This is a genomic window from Klebsiella sp. 64, from assembly GCF_018223915.1.
GTDB classification, from domain to species: domain Bacteria; phylum Pseudomonadota; class Gammaproteobacteria; order Enterobacterales; family Enterobacteriaceae; genus Klebsiella; species Klebsiella pneumoniae.
In genome coordinates this window covers 87674-106094 of the sequence record NZ_JAGRQZ010000018.1, presented here as the reverse complement: position 1 = coordinate 106094, position 18421 = coordinate 87674, and the positions used below count along the sequence as shown (strand labels likewise).

Sequence of the window (18421 nt, the reverse complement as noted above, 5' to 3'; positions counted from 1 at the left end):
AAATCGCGGGATTATACCGCTTTTTGCGGATTGTGCCATACCCATCTTGCTTGACGTATATCAAGCAAAGTGATTTAGAGACAAAAAAACCGGAGGCGAGGCTCCGGCTTGGGTGCGGGGTGCAGTCCATACGCTTACGCGGGCCTACGTGTATTGTAGGTCGGTTAAGCGTTAGCGCCACCCGACTACGACAGGTTCTCCCCGTTGCTGGCAATTACCTGCTGATACCAGGCAAAGGACTTTTTCCGGCTGCGTGCCAACGTGCCATTGCCTTCATTATCTTTATCGACATAAATAAAGCCGTAGCGTTTTTTCATTTCCCCCGTGCCGGCGGAAACCAGATCGATACAGCCCCAGGGGGTGTAGCCCATCAGATCGACGCCATCCTCGACCACCGCCTTTTTCATCTCCGCGATATGAGCGGAGAGATAATCGATACGATACTGGTCATTGACGCTGCCGTCCGCTTCGCGGACATCAATCGCGCCAAAGCCGTTTTCGACAATAAACAGCGGCAGCTGGTAGTGATCCCAGAACCAGTTCAGCGAATAGCGCAGGCCGACCGGGTCAATCTGCCAGCCCCAGTCCGACTTTTTGACGTACGGGTTGGAGACCAGGCTGGTGGTTTCATCATAATCAAGCAAGGGGTTGTCTTCGGTGGCTTTGGTAGCGAACGACATATAGTAGCTAAAGCCAATGTAGTCGACACAGCCCTCGGTTAACGCCTGACGATCGGCTTCGGTGATATCCAGAGTAAAGCCGCGGCGGGCAAAATAGTTGAGCAGATGCTGCGGATAGCGACCGCGCACGTGGACGTCGGTAAACCAGTAACGGCGGTGCATGGCGTTCATCGCCATCATCATATCGTCCGGGGCGCAGGTCAGCGGATAGATGGGGCACATAGCGATCATGCAGCCAATCTGCAGCGCCGGGTTGATCTCGCGCGCCGCTTTCACCGCCAGGGCGCTGGCCACCAGCTCATAGTGCGCGGCCTGGTACATCACCGGTTCCCGGTCTTCATCCGGCAAATATTTCAAACCGGAGTTGGTGAAGGGGGCAAAGTCCTCATGGAAGTTGGCCTGGTTGTTGATCTCGTTAAAGGTCATCCAGTACTTCACTTTATGTTGATAGCGGGTGAAGACGACCCTGGCAAAGCGCACGAAAAAGTCGATTAGCTTGCGGTTGCGCCAGCCGCCGTACTCGGTGACCAGATGATAAGGCATTTCAAAATGCGACAGCGTAATGACTGGCTCAATGCCGTGTTTCAGGCATTCGTCGAACAGATCATCATAAAACTGCAGGCCAGCCTCGTTGGGCTCCAGCTCATCGCCCTGCGGGAAAATACGCGTCCAGGCAATCGAGGTGCGAAAACATTTGAAGCCCATCTCGGCAAACAGCGCCAGGTCTTGTGGATAACGATGATAAAAATCGATCGCCTCATGGTTCGGGTAGTTTTTCCCGGCCACCACGCCGTCGGTAATTTCCCGCGGCACGCCGTGGGCGCCGGCGGTCATCACATCCGCCACGCTGATCCCCTTGCCGCCCTCTTGCCAGCCGCCCTCTAACTGATGCGCTGCGACCGCGCCGCCCCACAGAAAACCTGCTTTAAATCCGGACATAGTCTCTCCCTAATGTCGATCGTCGTCTGGCGAACGATACAGCTGATTAAAATGGTAAACCGCGCCAATCAGGCCGGCATCGTTACCGTGACTGACGGTATCGAGATAGTCGGCAATGCCGAACCAGGCCAGATGCTGGCGCAGTAGCGTCAGAAATCCTGGGCGTTCCACAACGCCGCCACCGATAAAAATGGTCTGCGGATCGAAGATATGGACGAGGTTATAAAGGCCATGGCCCAGGCCATTGAAGAACTCGGCGACTAGACGCTGACAAACCGGGTCGCCGGCGTCATAGCGGTCGAAAATCAGTTCGCCTGTCACGCTATCCAGCGGCGCGCCAATATGTTGCGCATAGCGATGGCGCAGCACCCGCAGAGTGCAGTTCTCATTCATTGAATAGCGACGAGGATCGCGTCCGCCGGGACGGTCGGTAAGCATATAGCCGAATTCGCCGGCACGAAAACGCGCCCCGTTGATCAGCTGGTGTTGGCAGAAAATCGCCCCACCGATGCCAGTACCGATAGTGAGCACCAGAAAATTGGCCATCTCCGCCGCTTTGCCCTGCCAGCGCTCGGCCAGCAGCACACAGTTGGCGTCGTTTTCCACCGAGACCGGCAGCCCGGTTCGCGTCTCGAGCCACGATTTCATGGCGAAGTTATCAAATCGACGGATAGCGCCGCCCATGGTGATAAGACCGCTGTGCGGATCGATATAGCCCGGCGCGCTGATGGCTATTCCTTCACACGACGGGTGGGCCGCCAGCCACGACAGCATTGCCTGTAAGATCCGATCGCCATCGCTGTCATTGATTGACTGCCTGGCGGTTTCCAGCAGCCTGCCGTCGCGGGTCATCACGCCCATCTTTAACGCGGTGCCACCGATATCAAATGCCGCAATCTTCATTCATCCCTCTCCTGACCCGCGTCAATCACCGACAAAATGCGTGGCAAACCAACAAGGAAACCGGTTTCAGTCGTATAATGAGGATTCCTTTACGTAGAGGCAAGCACCAGACTGTACCCGGTTTCATTTTCGTGAGCAGTATCAAATTTAACCATTCATCAGCGGTTTTACGCCAACTGTAAAGCAGGCTCGCAAACGTTTGCTTTCCCTGTTAGAATTGCGCCGATTTTTCTTGCTTACCGCAAACGCGTGGAGACTTCGCAGTGACCGATAAAACCTCTCTCAGCTATAAAGATGCCGGCGTGGATATTGATGCAGGCAACGCTCTCGTCGACCGTATTAAGGGCGTGGTGAAGAAAACCCGTCGCCCGGAAGTGATGGGGGGACTGGGCGGATTCGGCGCGCTGTGCGCACTGCCGCAGAAATACCGCGAGCCGGTACTGGTCTCCGGCACCGACGGCGTCGGTACCAAGCTGCGTCTGGCAATGGATCTGAAGCGTCACGACACCATCGGTATCGACCTGGTCGCCATGTGCGTGAACGACCTGGTGGTTCAGGGCGCTGAGCCGCTGTTTTTCCTGGATTATTACGCCACCGGTAAACTGGACGTCGATACCGCAGCCAGCGTCATCAACGGCATCGCCGAAGGCTGCCTGCAGTCCGGTTGCGCGCTGGTCGGGGGTGAAACCGCAGAGATGCCCGGGATGTACCACGGCGAAGATTACGACGTGGCGGGTTTCTGCGTCGGGGTAGTGGAAAAATCAGAAATCATCGACGGCAGCAAAGTGACCGATGGCGACGTGCTGGTGGCGCTGGCGTCCAGCGGCCCGCACTCTAACGGCTATTCGCTGGTGCGTAAGATCATTGAGGTTAGCGGCGTTGACCCACAAACTACCGACCTTGACGGTAAACCGCTGGCCGACCATCTGCTGGCGCCAACCCGCATCTATGTGAAATCGGTGCTTGATCTGATCGCCAGCGTTGATGTCCACGCTATTGCCCACCTGACCGGCGGCGGCTTCTGGGAAAACATTCCGCGCGTGCTGCCGGATAACACCCAGGCGATCATCGATGAGTCCTCCTGGCAGTGGCCATCCGTCTTCAACTGGCTGCAAACCGCCGGTAACGTCAGCCAGCATGAAATGTACCGTACCTTTAACTGCGGCGTAGGGATGATTATCGCCCTGCCGGCAGCGGAAGCGGACAAAGCGATTGCCCTGCTGAATGACAAAGGTGAAAACGCGTGGAAAATCGGGTATATCAAAGCCTCCGATTCCGAACAGCGTGTGGTCATTGCATGAAAAACATCGTGGTGCTGATTTCCGGTAGCGGCAGCAATTTGCAGGCGATCATCGACGCCTGCGGCCGGAAACAGATAAACGGCACCCTGCGTGCGGTATTCAGTAACAAGGCTGATGCGTTCGGCCTTGAGCGCGCGCGCCTGGCCGGCATCCCGGCCCATGCGCTGGCGCAAAGTCAGTTTGCCGACCGGGAAGCGTTCGATCGTCAGCTGATGCATGAAATCGACGCCTACGCCCCGGATCTGGTGGTGCTGGCAGGCTATATGCGTATCCTTAGCCCGGCGTTCGTCAGCCACTATCAGGGACGTCTGCTGAACATCCATCCCTCGCTACTGCCGAAGTATCCTGGCCTGCATACTCATCGTCAGGTGCTGGAGAACGGTGACGAGGAGCACGGTACCTCGGTGCACTTCGTCACCGATGAGCTGGACGGTGGGCCGGTTATCCTGCAGGCCAAGGTGCCGGTCTTCGCTGGCGACAGCGAGGAGGAAATCACGGCGCGGGTTCAGGCCCAGGAACATGCCATTTATCCGCTGGTCATCAGCTGGTTCGTCGATGGACGTCTGCGCATGGCAGGCAACCACGCCTGGCTGGATGAGCGACAGCTTCCCCCGCAGGGCTATGCCGCCGACGAATGAACAACCAGCCCCGCATGAGCACATCGCGGGGCTTTTTTTAATTAAAAGTGTTTACTAATCAAACATCTCACAGAAATAATTCTTCTTACTGTCATATTGTTGTGACACAGTAAATCGCTATGCAGAAAAATTCGTCATAATAGTCTACGTCCTGTGAGTAAAACGGAGTGTGAGCGGTAATGGGCCAGGAAAAGCTATACATCGAAAAAGAACTCAGCTGGTTGTCTTTTAACGAACGCGTGCTGCAGGAAGCGGCGGACAAGAGTAACCCGCTGATTGAGCGCATGCGCTTCTTAGGTATTTACTCCAACAACCTGGATGAGTTTTACAAAGTGCGCTTCGCTGAGCTGAAGCGCCGGATTATTATCAGTGAAGAACAAGGCAGTACCGCCCATTCTCGCCACCTGTTAGGCAAAATTCAGGCCCGCGTTCTGAAGGCCGATCAGGAATTCGATAGTCTGTATAATGAACTGTTGCTGGAGATGGCGCGTAACCAGATCTTCCTGATCAACGAGCGCCAGCTGTCCGTCAATCAGCAGGCCTGGCTGCGCAACTACTTCAAGCAGTATTTACGCCAGCATATCTCGCCGATCCTGATCAACCGCGAAACGGACCTCGTGCAGTTCCTGAAAGATGATTACACCTATCTGGCGGTGGAGATTATCCGCGGGGAAAACATCAACTATGCTCTGCTGGAAATACCGTCGGATAAAGTGCCGCGCTTCGTGAACCTGCCGCCGGAAGCGCCGCGTCGCCGCAAGCCAATGATCCTCCTGGATAACATCCTGCGCTATTGCCTGGACGATATTTTTAAAGGCTTCTTTGATTACGATGCGCTGAACGCCTACTCGATGAAGATGACCCGTGACGCCGAGTACGATCTGGTGCATGAGATGGAGTCGAGCCTGATGGAGCTGATGTCCTCCAGCCTCAAGCAGCGCCTGACCGCCGAGCCGGTTCGCTTCGTCTACCAGCGCGATATGCCGGATGCGATGGTCGAAATGCTGCGCGATAAGCTCTCCATTTCCAACTACGACTCAATGCTGCCGGGCGGCCGCTATCACAACTTTAAAGACTTTATCGGCTTCCCGAACGTCGGTAAGGCCAATCTGGTCAATAAGCCCATGCCGCGCCTGCGTCATCTGTGGTTTGATAAATTCCGCAACGGCTTCGACGCCATTCGCGAACGCGACGTGCTGCTCTACTATCCCTATCACACCTTTGAGCACGTGCTGGAGCTGCTGCGTCAGGCCTCCTTCGACCCCAGCGTATTGGCGATCAAAATCAACATTTACCGCGTGGCCAAGGATTCGCGCATTATTGACGCGATGATCCACGCCGCCCACAACGGTAAGAAAGTCACCGTAGTGGTGGAGCTGCAGGCGCGCTTCGATGAAGAGGCTAACATTCACTGGGCGAAACGCCTGACGGAAGCGGGAGTCCACGTTATCTTCTCTGCGCCAGGTCTGAAGATCCACGCCAAGCTGTTCCTTATCTCGCGTAAAGAAGGCGATGAGGTGGTGCGCTACGCCCACATCGGCACCGGTAACTTTAACGAGAAGACGGCGCGGATCTACACCGACTATTCGCTGTTAACCGCCGATGCGCGCATTACCAATGAAGTCCGCCGGGTGTTTAACTTTATCGAGAACCCCTATCGTCCGGTTAGCTTCGACTACCTGTTGGTGTCGCCGCAGAACTCGCGTCGTCTGCTGTATGAGATGATCGATCGCGAGATCGCCAATGCGCAAAACGGGCAACCGTCCGGGATTACGCTGAAGCTGAACAACCTGGTGGATAAAGGTCTGGTGGACCGACTGTATGCCGCCTCCAGCTCCGGCGTGCCGGTTAATCTGCTGATCCGCGGCATGTGCTCGCTGATCCCGGGTCTGGAAGGTATCAGCGAAAATATCCGCGTCATCAGTATTGTGGACCGTTTCCTCGAGCACGACCGGGTCTACTGTTTTGAAAACGGTGGCGATAAACAGGTCTGGCTCTCCTCTGCCGACTGGATGACGCGTAACATCGATTATCGCATCGAAGTTGCCGCTCCGCTGCTCGATCCGCGTCTGAAGCAGCGGGTGCTGGATATTTTTGATATCCTGTTCAACGATACGGTAAAAGCGCGCTATCTTGATAAAGAACTGAGTAACCGCTATGTGCCGCGCGGCAATCGCCGTAAAGTGCGCGCGCAAATGGCGATTTACGATTATCTCAAATCACTCGAACAACCCGACTAACCTATGCCAATAAACGATAACACCCCTCGGCCGCAGGAGTTCGCTGCGGTTGACCTTGGTTCGAACAGTTTTCATATGGTCATCGCCCGTGTCGTCGACGGCGCCATGCAGATCATCGGACGCCTGAAACAGCGCGTACATCTGGCCGATGGCCTTGATGAAAACTCGGTGTTGAGCGAAGAAGCCATGACCCGTGGGCTGAACTGCCTGTCGCTGTTTGCCGAACGCCTGCAGGGGTTCTCCCCCTCCAGCGTCTGTATCGTCGGGACGCATACGCTGCGTCAGGCGACCAACGCGGCGGAGTTTCTTAAACGCGCGGAAAAAGTGATCCCCTACCCGATCGAGATCATCTCCGGTAATGAAGAAGCGCGCCTGATTTTTATGGGCGTTGAGCACACGCAGCCGGAGCGCGGCCGCAAGCTGGTGATTGATATCGGCGGCGGTTCAACCGAGCTGGTCATTGGCGAAGATTTTGAGCCCCGCCTGGTGGAAAGCCGCCGCATGGGCTGCGTGAGCTTCTCGCAGGCCTATTTCCCTGGCGGCGTTATCAATAAAGAAAACTTCCAGCGCGCGCGCCTGGCGGCGGTGCAGAAGCTGGAGACGCTGGCCTGGCAGTTCCGTATTCAGGGATGGACCGTGGCGCTGGGCGCCTCCGGCACCATTAAAGCCGCCCAGGAAGTGCTGGTGGCGATGGGCGAGAAGGACGGATTTATTACGCCGGAGCGCCTCGAGATGCTGGTAAATGAGCTGTTGAAGCATAAAAACTTCGACGCGCTCAGTCTGCCCGGTCTCTCAGAAGACCGTAAAGCGGTCTTTGCGCCTGGGCTGGCGATCCTCTGCGGTGTGTTTGACGCGCTGGCCATCAAAGAACTTCGTCTGTCCGATGGCGCGCTGCGCGAAGGTGTCCTGTACGAGATGGAAGGCCGCTTCCGCCACCAGGATATTCGTAGCCGCACGGCACAGAGTCTGGCAAATCAGTACAACATCGATCGCGAACAGGCGCGCCGGGTACTGGAAACTACCACCCAGATGCTGGAGCAGTGGCAGGAGCAGAATCCCAAGCTGGCCAATCCGCACCTCGCGGCGCTGTTGAAATGGGCGGTGATGCTCCATGAGGTAGGGCTGAATATCAACCACAGCGGCATGCATCGTCACTCGGCCTACATTCTCCAAAATAGCGACCTGCCGGGCTTCAATCAGGAGCAGCAGATGCTGATGGCCACCCTCGTACGCTATCATCGCAAAGCGATCAAGCTCGACGATCTGCCGCGCTTTACGCTATTCAGGAAAAAGCAGTTTCTGCCGCTAATTCAGCTACTGCGCCTGGGCGTACTGCTGAATAATCAGCGTCAGGCTACCACTACGCCGCCGACGCTGCGCCTGCAGACGGAAGCTCACCACTGGACGCTGACGTTTCCGCACAACTGGTTTAGCCAGAATGCGCTGGTGCTGCTGGATCTGGAAAAAGAGCAACAGTACTGGGAAGGCGTGCCGGAATGGATGCTGAAGATTGCTGAAGAAGAGCCAGACGCCTGATCGTATCTCTGGCTATCAACCGAGCCGGGCGCTTACGCCCGGCTTTTTGCTGCTCAGCCGGTCATCTCCTCCGCCAACTGCGTCAGAGGTACCGGTACCCCGATATCATAGCCCTGCATATAATCGATCCCCAGCGTGATGACCGCCTGACGTATTTCCGGCGACTCCACATATTCGGCCACCACCTGCATGTTCTTCATACGCGCCAGACGACAAATAGAGTCCACGACCTGGTAATCAAGACTGCTGGCAAGCAGATTGCGAATAAAACTGCCGTCGATTTTAAGAATGTCGACGTTCATTGTTTTTAACCGGGCGTAGCTGGCGTAGCCGGTACCAAAATCATCGATCGCCACCCGGCAGCCCAGCGCCCGCAGATGTTCTAAAGTCTGGCAGACCAGCTCGGGATTGCTGAGCGCGTAGTTCTCGGTCAGCTCGAAAATAATCTGCCATGGCTCAATGTTGTAGGCCTGCAGCAGCGCTTCGACCTCCTGAGGAAACTGGCTGCGGCTCAGCGACACCGGAGAAAGATTGATCGCCAGCCGCAGACCAGGCAGCGCCCGCCGGTTGGCGTCCATAAAGGCCAGCGTATGCTCAATAACCCACTGGTCCACCCGCGTGGACAGCCCAAACTCGTGCGCCACCGGCAAGAACTCGTTTGGCCCCGTTAGCTCACCCGACTCCCCTTCCATCCTCACCAGCACTTCATGATAGCGATCGCCGCGAATGCCCTGGATAGGCTGCGCCATCAGGACAAAATGGTCATGTTCCAGCGCTTTGAGAATGCGGTTCATCATCACGACTTTATCTTTCAGATCCTGCTGAACATGGCCCGCGCCGCGGCGCTGTAAATTTTCCGGATGGCCGCTGGCTAACGACATGTCGGCAATGGTGTTCAACTCGCCAAGCAGTAAATACAGATGCTTGACCGGCGAGCGAACGTTGCAATAGCTCATGCCGATCCGCGGCTGCAGGGGGACCCCGTCCCAGTGGAAACGGAACTGTCGCAGGGAGCGGTCAATTAAGTGAATGCGCGCCTGGTGCCCTTCGCTATTGAGACGGAACACTAAATCGTGACCGGCAAGATGATATACCGCTTCGTTGGGCTGCAGCAGCGTTCTCAGGTGGTTCGCCAGCATTTGCTTATACTGGATTCGCAAAAGTACCCCATAGTGGCGCCCCAGCAATTCAAGCTCAGGAATGCGCAGAAAACAGAGCGTCGACCAGCTCGTGCCGTTGAGCGCCCGGCTCAGCGCCCGCAAGTTCGGCATATGAACCACCGGGTCGAGGAAGGCCATCTGCCGGACGCGAGCGTAGATCAGCCGCTGCTGTGTCGCCAGCATCGCCGTATAGGCGACAATAAACGAGAATACCAGATAGCTTGATGACGTGATCGCCAACTGGGTGTTATAGCTTGGGTAAATTGGTAAGTAACGGTAATGAAAATGGATCACGGCAATCAGCACCGGCGTCCAGATCAGTGAGATAAAGCGATAGCCAAAACGCATGGCACCCCAGAGCATCACCGGCATCAGCAATGACAACGTATAATTCGTACTAAATATGGTGCTGCTATCATTAAGCGGCATCAATAATAGCCACAGTAGCAGAATTAATACCGTCGCCCAGCAAATAATTTCAATTTTTTTATTTTTGGATCAATTTGTAAGCGAACCTGAGAAATAAAGCCGCGTAAATGAAAAGGATTACGAATGACCCGTAACACAAAATAACACAGCGGCATGCCGGTCAGGCACCCTACCATTAGCGCCTGAAAGGTGATTAATGAACGTAAACTAAATGGCGTAACGCCGGTCATTTCCGTTGTGCGCGGATGGAGTCCAAGATATTCGGCAATCTGTGACAAAATCAGAAAAATGACCGAGGGGAGCAGCATTTGCCAGAACAGACGATGCGGCATCAGTCGGACGTTGCCGTGTGAGACCTGCTGACGCTGGGGGACAAAAATGCGGTAGCCGCCCCAGCAGAGCACGCAGGGGATAAGGAAATGGAACAGTACACCGATGGACTGCTCAAGCATCATGCCGTGGGCCAGAGTTAAGAGCAGGCCAATAATAATGCCAGGGATCGCCGCCCAGCCAAAAAACATCATCAGGCTGAGCACCAGCGCCAGGGGAAGATAATACAAAAATACCATATGACCATTGAGCATGGTGTAGGTATTCGCCCATCTGGCGACCGGTAATAACAGCGCAGGCAGAACGAGCGGTAAAGCCCACCACTTGTCGCGATATTGTTGATAGTATTTTAATAAATTCATAGGTGCTCTACAGAGTGCCTCTGCTCCCGCGAGGCATATTCAGGCAGGCATCCAACCACCCATGCTGACCGCGTAAATAATAACGACACGGTAACGTCCGCTGATTTTAGTGGCCAAGAGAAGGAGACTATTGATATAAATCAACAAATGCTGACGCCAACATTAATAAATCTTATTTTTCCCGACATTTCACGGCTAATAAAGTGAGCATGTAAATACGACGATTATCTTATATAACATTAATTAATGTTTTCACTGCCGCACTTTTACATCTGCATCAATTGACCCCATCTCGTTCCTGTGCCTTAATACCCCCATCGCCCATCTTCGGGTATACTTCAAGGATCCTTTTGTGAGTCAGGCACCCAGTATGCGTAAACGACATCGATTTAACCGTCGCATGACCCGTATCGTACTGCTTATCAGCTTTCTCTTCTTCTTTGGACGCTTTGTCTACTCCTCCATCGGCGCCTGGTACCATCATCAGGATAAAAAAGCGTCGCAGGAGTCATCGCTCACCGTCGAGCCCTCCCCCCGCGAGTAATCCTTTGATTCTAATACTGCAAGCGCCACACTCCGCAGGCAGAGCCGCTCGCTGCTGAAGTACTGTCTTTGATGCGGTAATTTTGCCGTCGGCGATTTATAAGCGCACGGTATGCAGCAGGCGCAGCATTTCAGCGATACCTTTTGTCACAATTTTGTCCTGACGCATGACTACCGCCAGCTGTCGGTATAGCCGCGGCGCCAGCGAGTGTACGCGTAATCCGTCGCGATCCTCCACCCGCTCCACCGCCATGCGGGGCACGATGCTGTAGCCCAGCCCTGCCCGCACCATGCGCTTAATCGCCTCGATGCTCCCCAACTGCATTACCGGCGTCACCGCCAGTCCCGCCGAGCGGAACCAGCAGTCAATCAGATCCCGCGTGCCGCTACCCGCCTCGAAGGCAATGAGCGGCTGCGCCTGCAGCTCGGCGGGAGTATAAACCGCCGGCATCTCCGTCTCGCGGCTGGCATAGATGGTCACGAACTCCTCATCTAACATCGCAGTCACCGCCAGACTGCGCCCCTGCACGGGCAGCGTGACCAGCCCGAGATCGAGCCGGTTTTCTTCCACCGCGCGGACGATATCCAGCGTGTTGCCGGTGGTCACCCCCACCGTCAGCAGCGGGTGCTGCTGACGAAGATGCTGCAGCAGCGGTGGAAGAAGATGAATGCAGGCCGTCGCGCCAGTCCCCAGCGTCAACGATCCATTAACCTCCTGACTGAATGCGCTGACCGACTGCACCGCGCTATTCACCGCCCGATCGATCTGCTCGCTGTGGGCCAGCAATGCCATTCCCGCCGCCGTCGCCTTGATCCCACGTCCGGTTCGCTCCAGCAGCCTGGTCTGTAAAAACTGCTCCAGCTGACGTACCTGCAGGCTGACGGCAGGTTGGGAGATCCCCAGCGCGTCGGCGGCGGCAGAAAAGCTGCCGCGCTGTACGACCAGCCGGAAGGTCGCCAGATTTCCCAGGTTCAGTGTTGTCATAAAAGTTTCTCTTATACCGCGCATAAGGTGGCCGCTCTGCCAGAACAATAGCCTGCCGGGTATGCTCAGGACAACTGTCTTAACGGAATGAAAAACCATGGAAATAAACGCTATTCCCCGACGCCTTGCCTTCACCGCGGGCGGTCAGCAACTCATCAACTGGGGGATCTCTTTTTATATGCCCGGCACCTTTGCCGGGGCTATTGCCGCCGACAAAGGATGGTCCTTGCCGCAGATCTATCTCGGCCTGACGCTTGCGATGCTGATGATGGCCGCTGTCTCCCCGTTCGTTGCCAGGCTGCTGGCTCGCTTTGGCGGAAGACTGGTGGTCACCAGCGGTACCTTACTGATAGCCGCCAGCTGCGCCATGATGGCCTGGCGCCCTTCGCTGGCCGGCTGGTACGGCGCCTGGCTGCTGACCGGCATCGGCATGCGGCTCTCACTGTATGATGCGCTGTTCGCCGCAGTGGTGAATCTGTACGGTCAGCAGGCGCGGAAAACTATCTCTCATATCACTCTCGCTGGCGGTCTGGCCTCTGCCCTCTTCTGGCCGCTGGGCGAGGCGTTATTAACCATCATGCCCTGGCAGAATGCCCTGCGGATCTATGCGCTGTTTGGCCTGCTGAGCGCATGGCTGAGTTATCAACTGCCTCGCCAGCGGCTCAGTTCAGCGGCGAAATCACCAGCCTCGCCAGCGACAGCAGAGGGCGACCGGCGTAACGGGGCGCGTTACGCGATCTTTATTGCGCTGATCACCTTCATCTCTAACGGTACCTCTACCCATCTGCCGGAGTTTATCAGCCACTTTGGTCTGCCGGTTGCCGTCGGTATGCTGTGGGGATTCGGCCAGACCGGCGCCCGGCTGGGGGAAGTGCTGGCCGGTCCCCGGGTCACCTCACTCACGCTAACGCGTTTTACTGCGCTCGCCATGCCGCTCTGTTTTCTCCTTGGATTGAGCAGCACGACCTTTGCCGGATGCGCAGCCGGGTTTGTGCTGGGCTATGGCGCGATTAACGGGCTGGTGACGATTGTCAAAGCGACGCTGCCGCTGGCGCTGTTTAGCGCAGAAAGCTACGCCAGCCGCACGGGTCTCCTGTTGATCCCCGGGCAACTGATGGCAGCTGTTTCACCCTTTGCCTACGCATGGCTGAACCACCGGCTGGGCATTATCGGCGGAATGTGGGTGTCCACCGGGTTAACGTTGATCGTTGCCGGACTGGCGCTGGCGATGGTGCGCGAGGCGGGTAAGGCGCAGTATGAACGTAATGTAGAATATCCGGCAGCGGCCGTTGACCAACCGATAGCCAAAAACAACCTTGCTGAAGAGTAAACGTGGATCACTACGCCCTTGATAATTTACGCCTGCGCTTATAGCCATATGGCAGGCATTATTCATACTATAAATTTTTAATGAAAATACATTCACCAAATCAATAATGAAATTTTTAAGAGAATAGCAGGGCATGCTGTCACCTGCGAAAAATAACGATACCGCCTGTATTTTTCGCTTGCATAATGATCCAAAAAATAAAGCCAGTCGCCATCGGTAACATTAGCCACACCTCCGGTAACACAATTAGCTTTACTCTCTTCCTCATCGAAAACGTTCGAGCATAGCAAAGAATGAGCGCTAATTTTAATACCGTAGCAAAACCCGGCGGCAATCGATGCAATCTGGCCTGTCGGTATTGCTTTTATCTGGAAAACGAGGTTCCGCGTCCAGGGTATGCCACCATGGACGACCTCACGCTGGAAGCGTACATTCACAACACCATTTCATCGACCCCCTCGCAAAACGTCGAGTTTTGCTGGCAGGGCGGTGAGCCTACCTTATGCGGGCTGGATTTTTTTGCAAAGGTGGTCGAGCTCCAGCAGCGTTACCGTGGTAACAAAATCATCGCCAACAGCCTGCAAACCAACGGCATCTTGCTGAACGATAAATGGGCTCGTTTTTTGCGTCGTCATGGATTTCTGGTCGGATTATCCATTGATGGCCCTGCGTCACTCCACGACACCTGGCGTACGACGGGCTGCGGAAAACCCACCTGGGAAAAAGTTGTGCAGGCCATACGCTGCCTGCAGCAGCATGACGTTCCGGTAAATGCCATGGTGGTGGTCAGCCGCCAGTCTGCAAGCCAGGGGAAAAGTCTCTATCGCTGCCTGAGCCGCGAGCTAAACCTTCACCATCTCCAGTTTATTCCTCTCGTTGACTCCCCTGCTCCCTGGTCAGTTACCCCTGAGGGCTGGGGCAAATTTTTGTGCAGTGTTTTCGACGACTGGCTGGAAAACGATGTTGGCAGGGTGTTTATCCAGTACTTTGATAATCTGCTCGGCGTATGGGCCGGCCAGCCCGCCACGCTCTGCACCATGCAGCCTGTCTGTGGGCAGAGTTTACTGGTGGAGCAAAACGGCGATGTCTACAGCTGCGATCACTTTGTCTCAGCGGAATATAAACTGGGTAATCTGAAGCAAGATGCTATGGCAGCGATGGCGAGCTCGCCATTTCAGCAACAGTTCGGGAAGCAAAAGGGCCAACTCTCTGCCCGCTGTCAGAGCTGCCACTGGCGCTTTGCCTGCCATGGGGGATGCCCTAAACACCGTTTTACCATCCATGACGACGAAGCACAGAATTACCTGTGCAGCGGCTATTTAACTTTTTTCGGCCATATCACGCCCTATATGAACGTCATGCGAAGGCTTTTATTAAATTGCCAGCCGCCCGCGCTCATTATGAGTCTTATCCCGGAGATTCGGCAAAATATATTACAATTAACGGAGTCTGAAGATGAAAGAACCAAATAAAATAGATGGAAATCGCCGCGATCTCCTCAAAGGTCTGGGGATTGCCGCTGTCGTGAGCCTGTTACCAGAGACGGGAAACGCCGCACAAAATAATGCCGCCCCGAAAGCGGCATGGGATATTCCTTTCACCGGCGAAATCCCTGACACACTGCCCGAAGGCTACAATATTTTACTAATAACCTGCGATCAGGAACGTTATTTCGAGCGGTATCCCTTTCCGGTGCCGGGCCGGGAACGCCTGATGAAAACGGGTATCACTTTTACCAATCATCAGAACACGGCCAACGTTTGTACGCCATCGCGCTCTGTCATGTACACCGGGCTCCATATGCCGCACACCCGGATGTTTGATAATCTTGGCTTCCCCTGGATGAATTACGATCTGGACCCGGAATTACGTACCGTGGGCCATATGATGAGTGAACTGGGTTATTACACGGCGTATAAAGGTAAATGGCATCTTACCCGGGAGATCGATCAGCCGGTCGCTGGTAAATCGGTAGAAGAAATGGACCTGGGCGAGATCCCGACGCCGCGACTGCATGAAATTATGGAAAAGTATGGTTTCTCTGATTATCACGGCATTGGCGATGTCATCGGGAAAAGTAAGGGCGGCTATTTCTTTGATTCAGTCACCACGGGGCAGACCATTAGTTGGCTACGTAACACCGGCCGCCCGCTGAATGATGAAAATAAGCCCTGGTTCGCGGCAGTAAACCTGGTTAACCCCCACGATGTCATGTTTATCGACACCGATGAGCATGGTGAGCAGGTGCAGTGGAAAGGGCCAATGGATAAAGAAAACCACACCCTGCTGCCAACCCAACCCCCGCACAACCAAATCTATCAGCAAAGCTGGCCAGACTATCCGCTGCCTGCAAACCGCCATCAGTCGCTCGATGAGCCTGGCAGACCTGCCGCCCATAAAGAGTACCAGAATGCCAGGGCGGTGATGGAGGGACAGTTCCCCGATGAAGACCGGCGCTGGCGCAAATTACTGGATTATTATTTCAACTGTATTCGCGACAATGACCTGCATCTTGAGGCGATTCTCAATGAGCTGGATAACCTGCAGCTGACGCAAAATACGATTATCGTCTTTACCGCCGACCATGGGGAACTCGGTGGCTCCCACCAGATGCATGGTAAAGGTTCCTCGGTGTACAAAGAGCAGATCCATGTGCCGATGATCATTCGCCATCCGGCGTATCCGGGAAATATCCGCTGCAACAGTTTGACCAATCATCTGGATTTAGTACCGACCCTGATTGGTCTGACTGGACGCGATCGCTCGCTGCGAGAGAAAGTCCTGGAGGGCAGAAAAGGCCGGGATATGAGCCCATTACTGGCGCATCCTGAGCAAGCGGGCTTAAATGCGCTGCGTCCGGGTTCGCTTTATTGTTACGGCATGATCCTGTATATGGATGCGCAATACACGGCAAAATTCAGAAAGCTGGCTGGAGAAAAACTCCCGCACGATCAATTTAAAAAAGCGATCGCGTCACTCCATCCTGATTTTTCCCATCGCTCAGGGATCCGTATGATCAACGATGGACACTATAAATTTGCCCGCTACTTTTCGCTCAAGCAGCATCATATTCCTGCTACCCTGGCCGAACTGCTGGAGAATAATGATGTTGAACTTTTCGATCTGGTTAACGACCCCGAAGAAAATCATAACCTCGCCCGGGAGCCAGAGAAATACCGGGATCTGTTAATGACTATGAACGATAAACTCAATCAGCTCACTGCCGCTGAGATTGGCGAAGATGATGGCAGCTATATGCCCCCGTTTGAAGGAAGCCAGTGGGACATGTCGGCGGCCCAGATGCATCAATATATGCGCGATTAGCGCTTGCCGTCAGGTGGGAGACCTTAATGTAGCAGCTATAAAAAAACCCTCTGTAAACACAGAGGGTTTCGTTTCATTCAGCTAACGCCGGGGATTATTCCCACTCAATCGTTGCTGGCGGCTTGCCGCTGATGTCATACACCACGCGGGAGATACCGTTCACTTCATTGATGATACGGTTGGAGACGCGGCCGAGGAAATCGTACGGCAGGTGTGCCCAGTGCGCGGTCATGAAGTCGATGGTTTCCACCGCACGCAGGGAAACCACCCAGTCGTATTTACGGCCATCGCCCATCACGCCGACGGAACGAACCGGCAGGAACACAGTGAACGCCTGGCTGACTTTGTTATACAGGTCAGCTTTGTGCAGCTCTTCGATGAAGATAGCGTCCGCACGACGCAGCAGGTCGCAGTACTCTTTCTTCACTTCGCCCAGCACGCGCACGCCAAGGCCGGGGCCCGGGAACGGGTGACGGTAGAGCATGTCGTACGGCAGGCCCAGTTCCAGGCCGATCTTACGCACTTCGTCTTTGAACAGCTCACGCAGCGGCTCAACTAGGCCCATCTTCATCTCTTTCGGCAGGCCGCCCACGTTGTGGTGAGATTTGATGACGTGCGCTTTACCGGTGGCGGAAGCGGCAGATTCGATAACGTCAGGGTAGATGGTACCCTGCGCCAGCCATTTGACGTCGTCCAGCTTCAGCGCTTCTTCGTCGAACACTTCCACGAAAACGCGACCGATAATTTTACGCTTCGCTTCCGGATCGCTTTCACCCGCCAGCGCGTCGAGGAAACGCTGCTCGCCTTCAACGTGAACAATGTTCAGGCCAAAGTGGTCGCCGAACATCTCCATCACCTGCTGCGCTTCGTTCAGGCGCAGCAGACCGTTGTCCACGAATACGCAGGTCAGGTTTTTGCCGATAGCGCGGTGCAGCAGCATCGCGGTCACCGAAGAGTCCACACCGCCGGAGAGGCCGAGGATCACTTTGTCGTCGCCAACCTGCTGACGGATACGCTCAACGGCGTCGTCAATGATTTTCGCCGGGGTCCACAGCGCTTCGCACTGGCAGATGTCGCGCACGAAGCGCTCCAGCATACGCATTCCCTGACGGGTGTGGGTCACTTCCGGGTGGAACTGCACGCCGTAGAAGCGTTTTTCTTCGTTGGCCATAATGGCGAACGGGCAGTTGTCGGTGCTGGCGACGGTTACGAAGTCCGCTGGGATGGCGGTCACTTTGTCGCCGTGGCTCATCCACACGTCCAGCAGCGGTTTGCCGTCTGCGGTCAGGGAATCTTCGATACCGCGCACCAGCGCGCTGTCGTTAACCACTTCAACCTGTGCGTAACCAAACTCACGCTCGTTAGAACCTTCTACATGGCCGCCCAGCTGCATCGCCATGGTCTGCATGCCGTAGCAGACGCCAAATACCGGCACGCCTGCTTCGAACACATACTGCGGCGCGCGCGGGCTGTTCTCTTCGGTGGTGCTTTCCGGGCCGCCGGAAAGAATGATGCCGCTTGGATTAAATTCGCGGATCTGTGCTTCCGTGACATCCCATGCCCACAGCTCACAGTAGACGCCCAGCTCACGCACGCGACGCGCCACCAGCTGAGTATACTGAGACCCGAAGTCGAGGATGAGGATGCGATGTTTATGAATGTTTTCCGTCATTGACGCTAATTCCGAGGCAAGTGAAACAGAGTAAATAAATCGCCCGACG

The 18421-nt window shown here is 55.2% G+C and carries 12 protein-coding genes and 1 pseudogene; 8 read left to right on the top strand and 5 right to left on the bottom strand.

Annotated features, from left to right (window positions below; all coding sequences use genetic code 11):
* Positions 1-185: 185 nt before the first annotated feature.
* Entirely contained in the window at positions 186-1619 is a 1434-nt protein-coding gene (locus tag KHQ23_RS13840; RefSeq protein WP_004174870.1) for a 6-phospho-beta-glucosidase, read from the bottom strand.
* A 9-nt stretch (positions 1620-1628) separates the two neighbouring features.
* Positions 1629-2522, bottom strand: a complete 894-nt coding sequence (gene bglK / locus KHQ23_RS13835; protein ID WP_021312780.1) for a beta-glucoside kinase BglK — start codon at positions 2520-2522, stop codon at positions 1629-1631.
* A gap of 263 nt (positions 2523-2785) precedes the next feature.
* Between bglK and purM the strand changes: the two genes are divergently transcribed.
* The 4 genes from purM (at position 2786) to ppx (ending at position 8237) form a co-directional block, all read left to right on the top strand.
* A complete protein-coding gene (purM, locus tag KHQ23_RS13830) occupies positions 2786-3823 on the top strand; it encodes a phosphoribosylformylglycinamidine cyclo-ligase (RefSeq protein ID WP_002913836.1) in 1038 nt (345 codons plus the stop codon).
* Positions 3820-4461, top strand: coding sequence for a phosphoribosylglycinamide formyltransferase (purN, locus tag KHQ23_RS13825; protein WP_004145656.1), 642 nt, complete (start codon positions 3820-3822; stop codon positions 4459-4461). Before purM ends, purN begins: the two co-directional genes overlap by 4 nt.
* Positions 4462-4640: 179 nt before the next feature.
* Positions 4641-6701, top strand: coding sequence for a polyphosphate kinase 1 (ppk1, locus tag KHQ23_RS13820; RefSeq protein ID WP_002913838.1), 2061 nt, complete (start codon positions 4641-4643; stop codon positions 6699-6701).
* 3 nt (positions 6702-6704) lie between these two features.
* Positions 6705-8237 carry an exopolyphosphatase gene (gene ppx, locus KHQ23_RS13815; protein WP_002913839.1) on the top strand — a complete coding sequence of 511 codons (1533 nt, stop codon included), beginning with the start codon at positions 6705-6707 and terminating at the stop codon, positions 8235-8237.
* Between the two features lie 53 nt (positions 8238-8290).
* On the opposite strand, the pseudogene KHQ23_RS13810 reads toward ppx, so the two are convergent.
* A pseudogene (locus tag KHQ23_RS13810) lies at positions 8291-10518 on the bottom strand (EAL domain-containing protein).
* Positions 10519-10888: 370 nt separating this feature from the next.
* On the opposite strand from KHQ23_RS13810, the gene KHQ23_RS13805 reads away from it, so the two are divergent.
* Positions 10889-11062: a YfgG family protein gene (locus KHQ23_RS13805; RefSeq protein WP_004174861.1), complete on the top strand. Its 174-nt coding sequence runs from the start codon at positions 10889-10891 to the stop codon at positions 11060-11062.
* 96 nt (positions 11063-11158) lie between these two features.
* Here KHQ23_RS13805 and KHQ23_RS13800 read toward each other — a convergent pair whose 3' ends face one another.
* The gene (locus KHQ23_RS13800; protein ID WP_073553568.1) at positions 11159-12070 is read right to left on the bottom strand and encodes a LysR family transcriptional regulator; all 912 of its coding nucleotides are present in this window, start codon (positions 12068-12070) and stop codon (positions 11159-11161) included.
* Between the two features lie 73 nt (positions 12071-12143).
* Between KHQ23_RS13800 and KHQ23_RS13795 the strand changes: the two genes are divergently transcribed.
* The 3 genes from KHQ23_RS13795 (at position 12144) to KHQ23_RS13785 (ending at position 16700) form a co-directional block, all read left to right on the top strand.
* Positions 12144-13376 carry an MFS transporter gene (locus KHQ23_RS13795; protein WP_038989816.1) on the top strand — a complete coding sequence of 411 codons (1233 nt, stop codon included), beginning with the start codon at positions 12144-12146 and terminating at the stop codon, positions 13374-13376.
* A 293-nt stretch (positions 13377-13669) separates the two neighbouring features.
* Positions 13670-14848: an anaerobic sulfatase maturase gene (locus KHQ23_RS13790; protein WP_032409521.1), complete on the top strand. Its 1179-nt coding sequence runs from the start codon at positions 13670-13672 to the stop codon at positions 14846-14848.
* Complete coding sequence (locus KHQ23_RS13785; protein ID WP_032434906.1) at positions 14832-16700, top strand: sulfatase-like hydrolase/transferase; 1869 nt, start codon at positions 14832-14834, stop codon at positions 16698-16700. Before KHQ23_RS13790 ends, KHQ23_RS13785 begins: the two co-directional genes overlap by 17 nt.
* 94 nt (positions 16701-16794) lie before the next feature.
* Here KHQ23_RS13785 and guaA read toward each other — a convergent pair whose 3' ends face one another.
* Positions 16795-18372: a glutamine-hydrolyzing GMP synthase gene (guaA, locus tag KHQ23_RS13780; protein WP_004151979.1), complete on the bottom strand. Its 1578-nt coding sequence runs from the start codon at positions 18370-18372 to the stop codon at positions 16795-16797.
* Positions 18373-18421 lie beyond the last annotated feature (49 nt).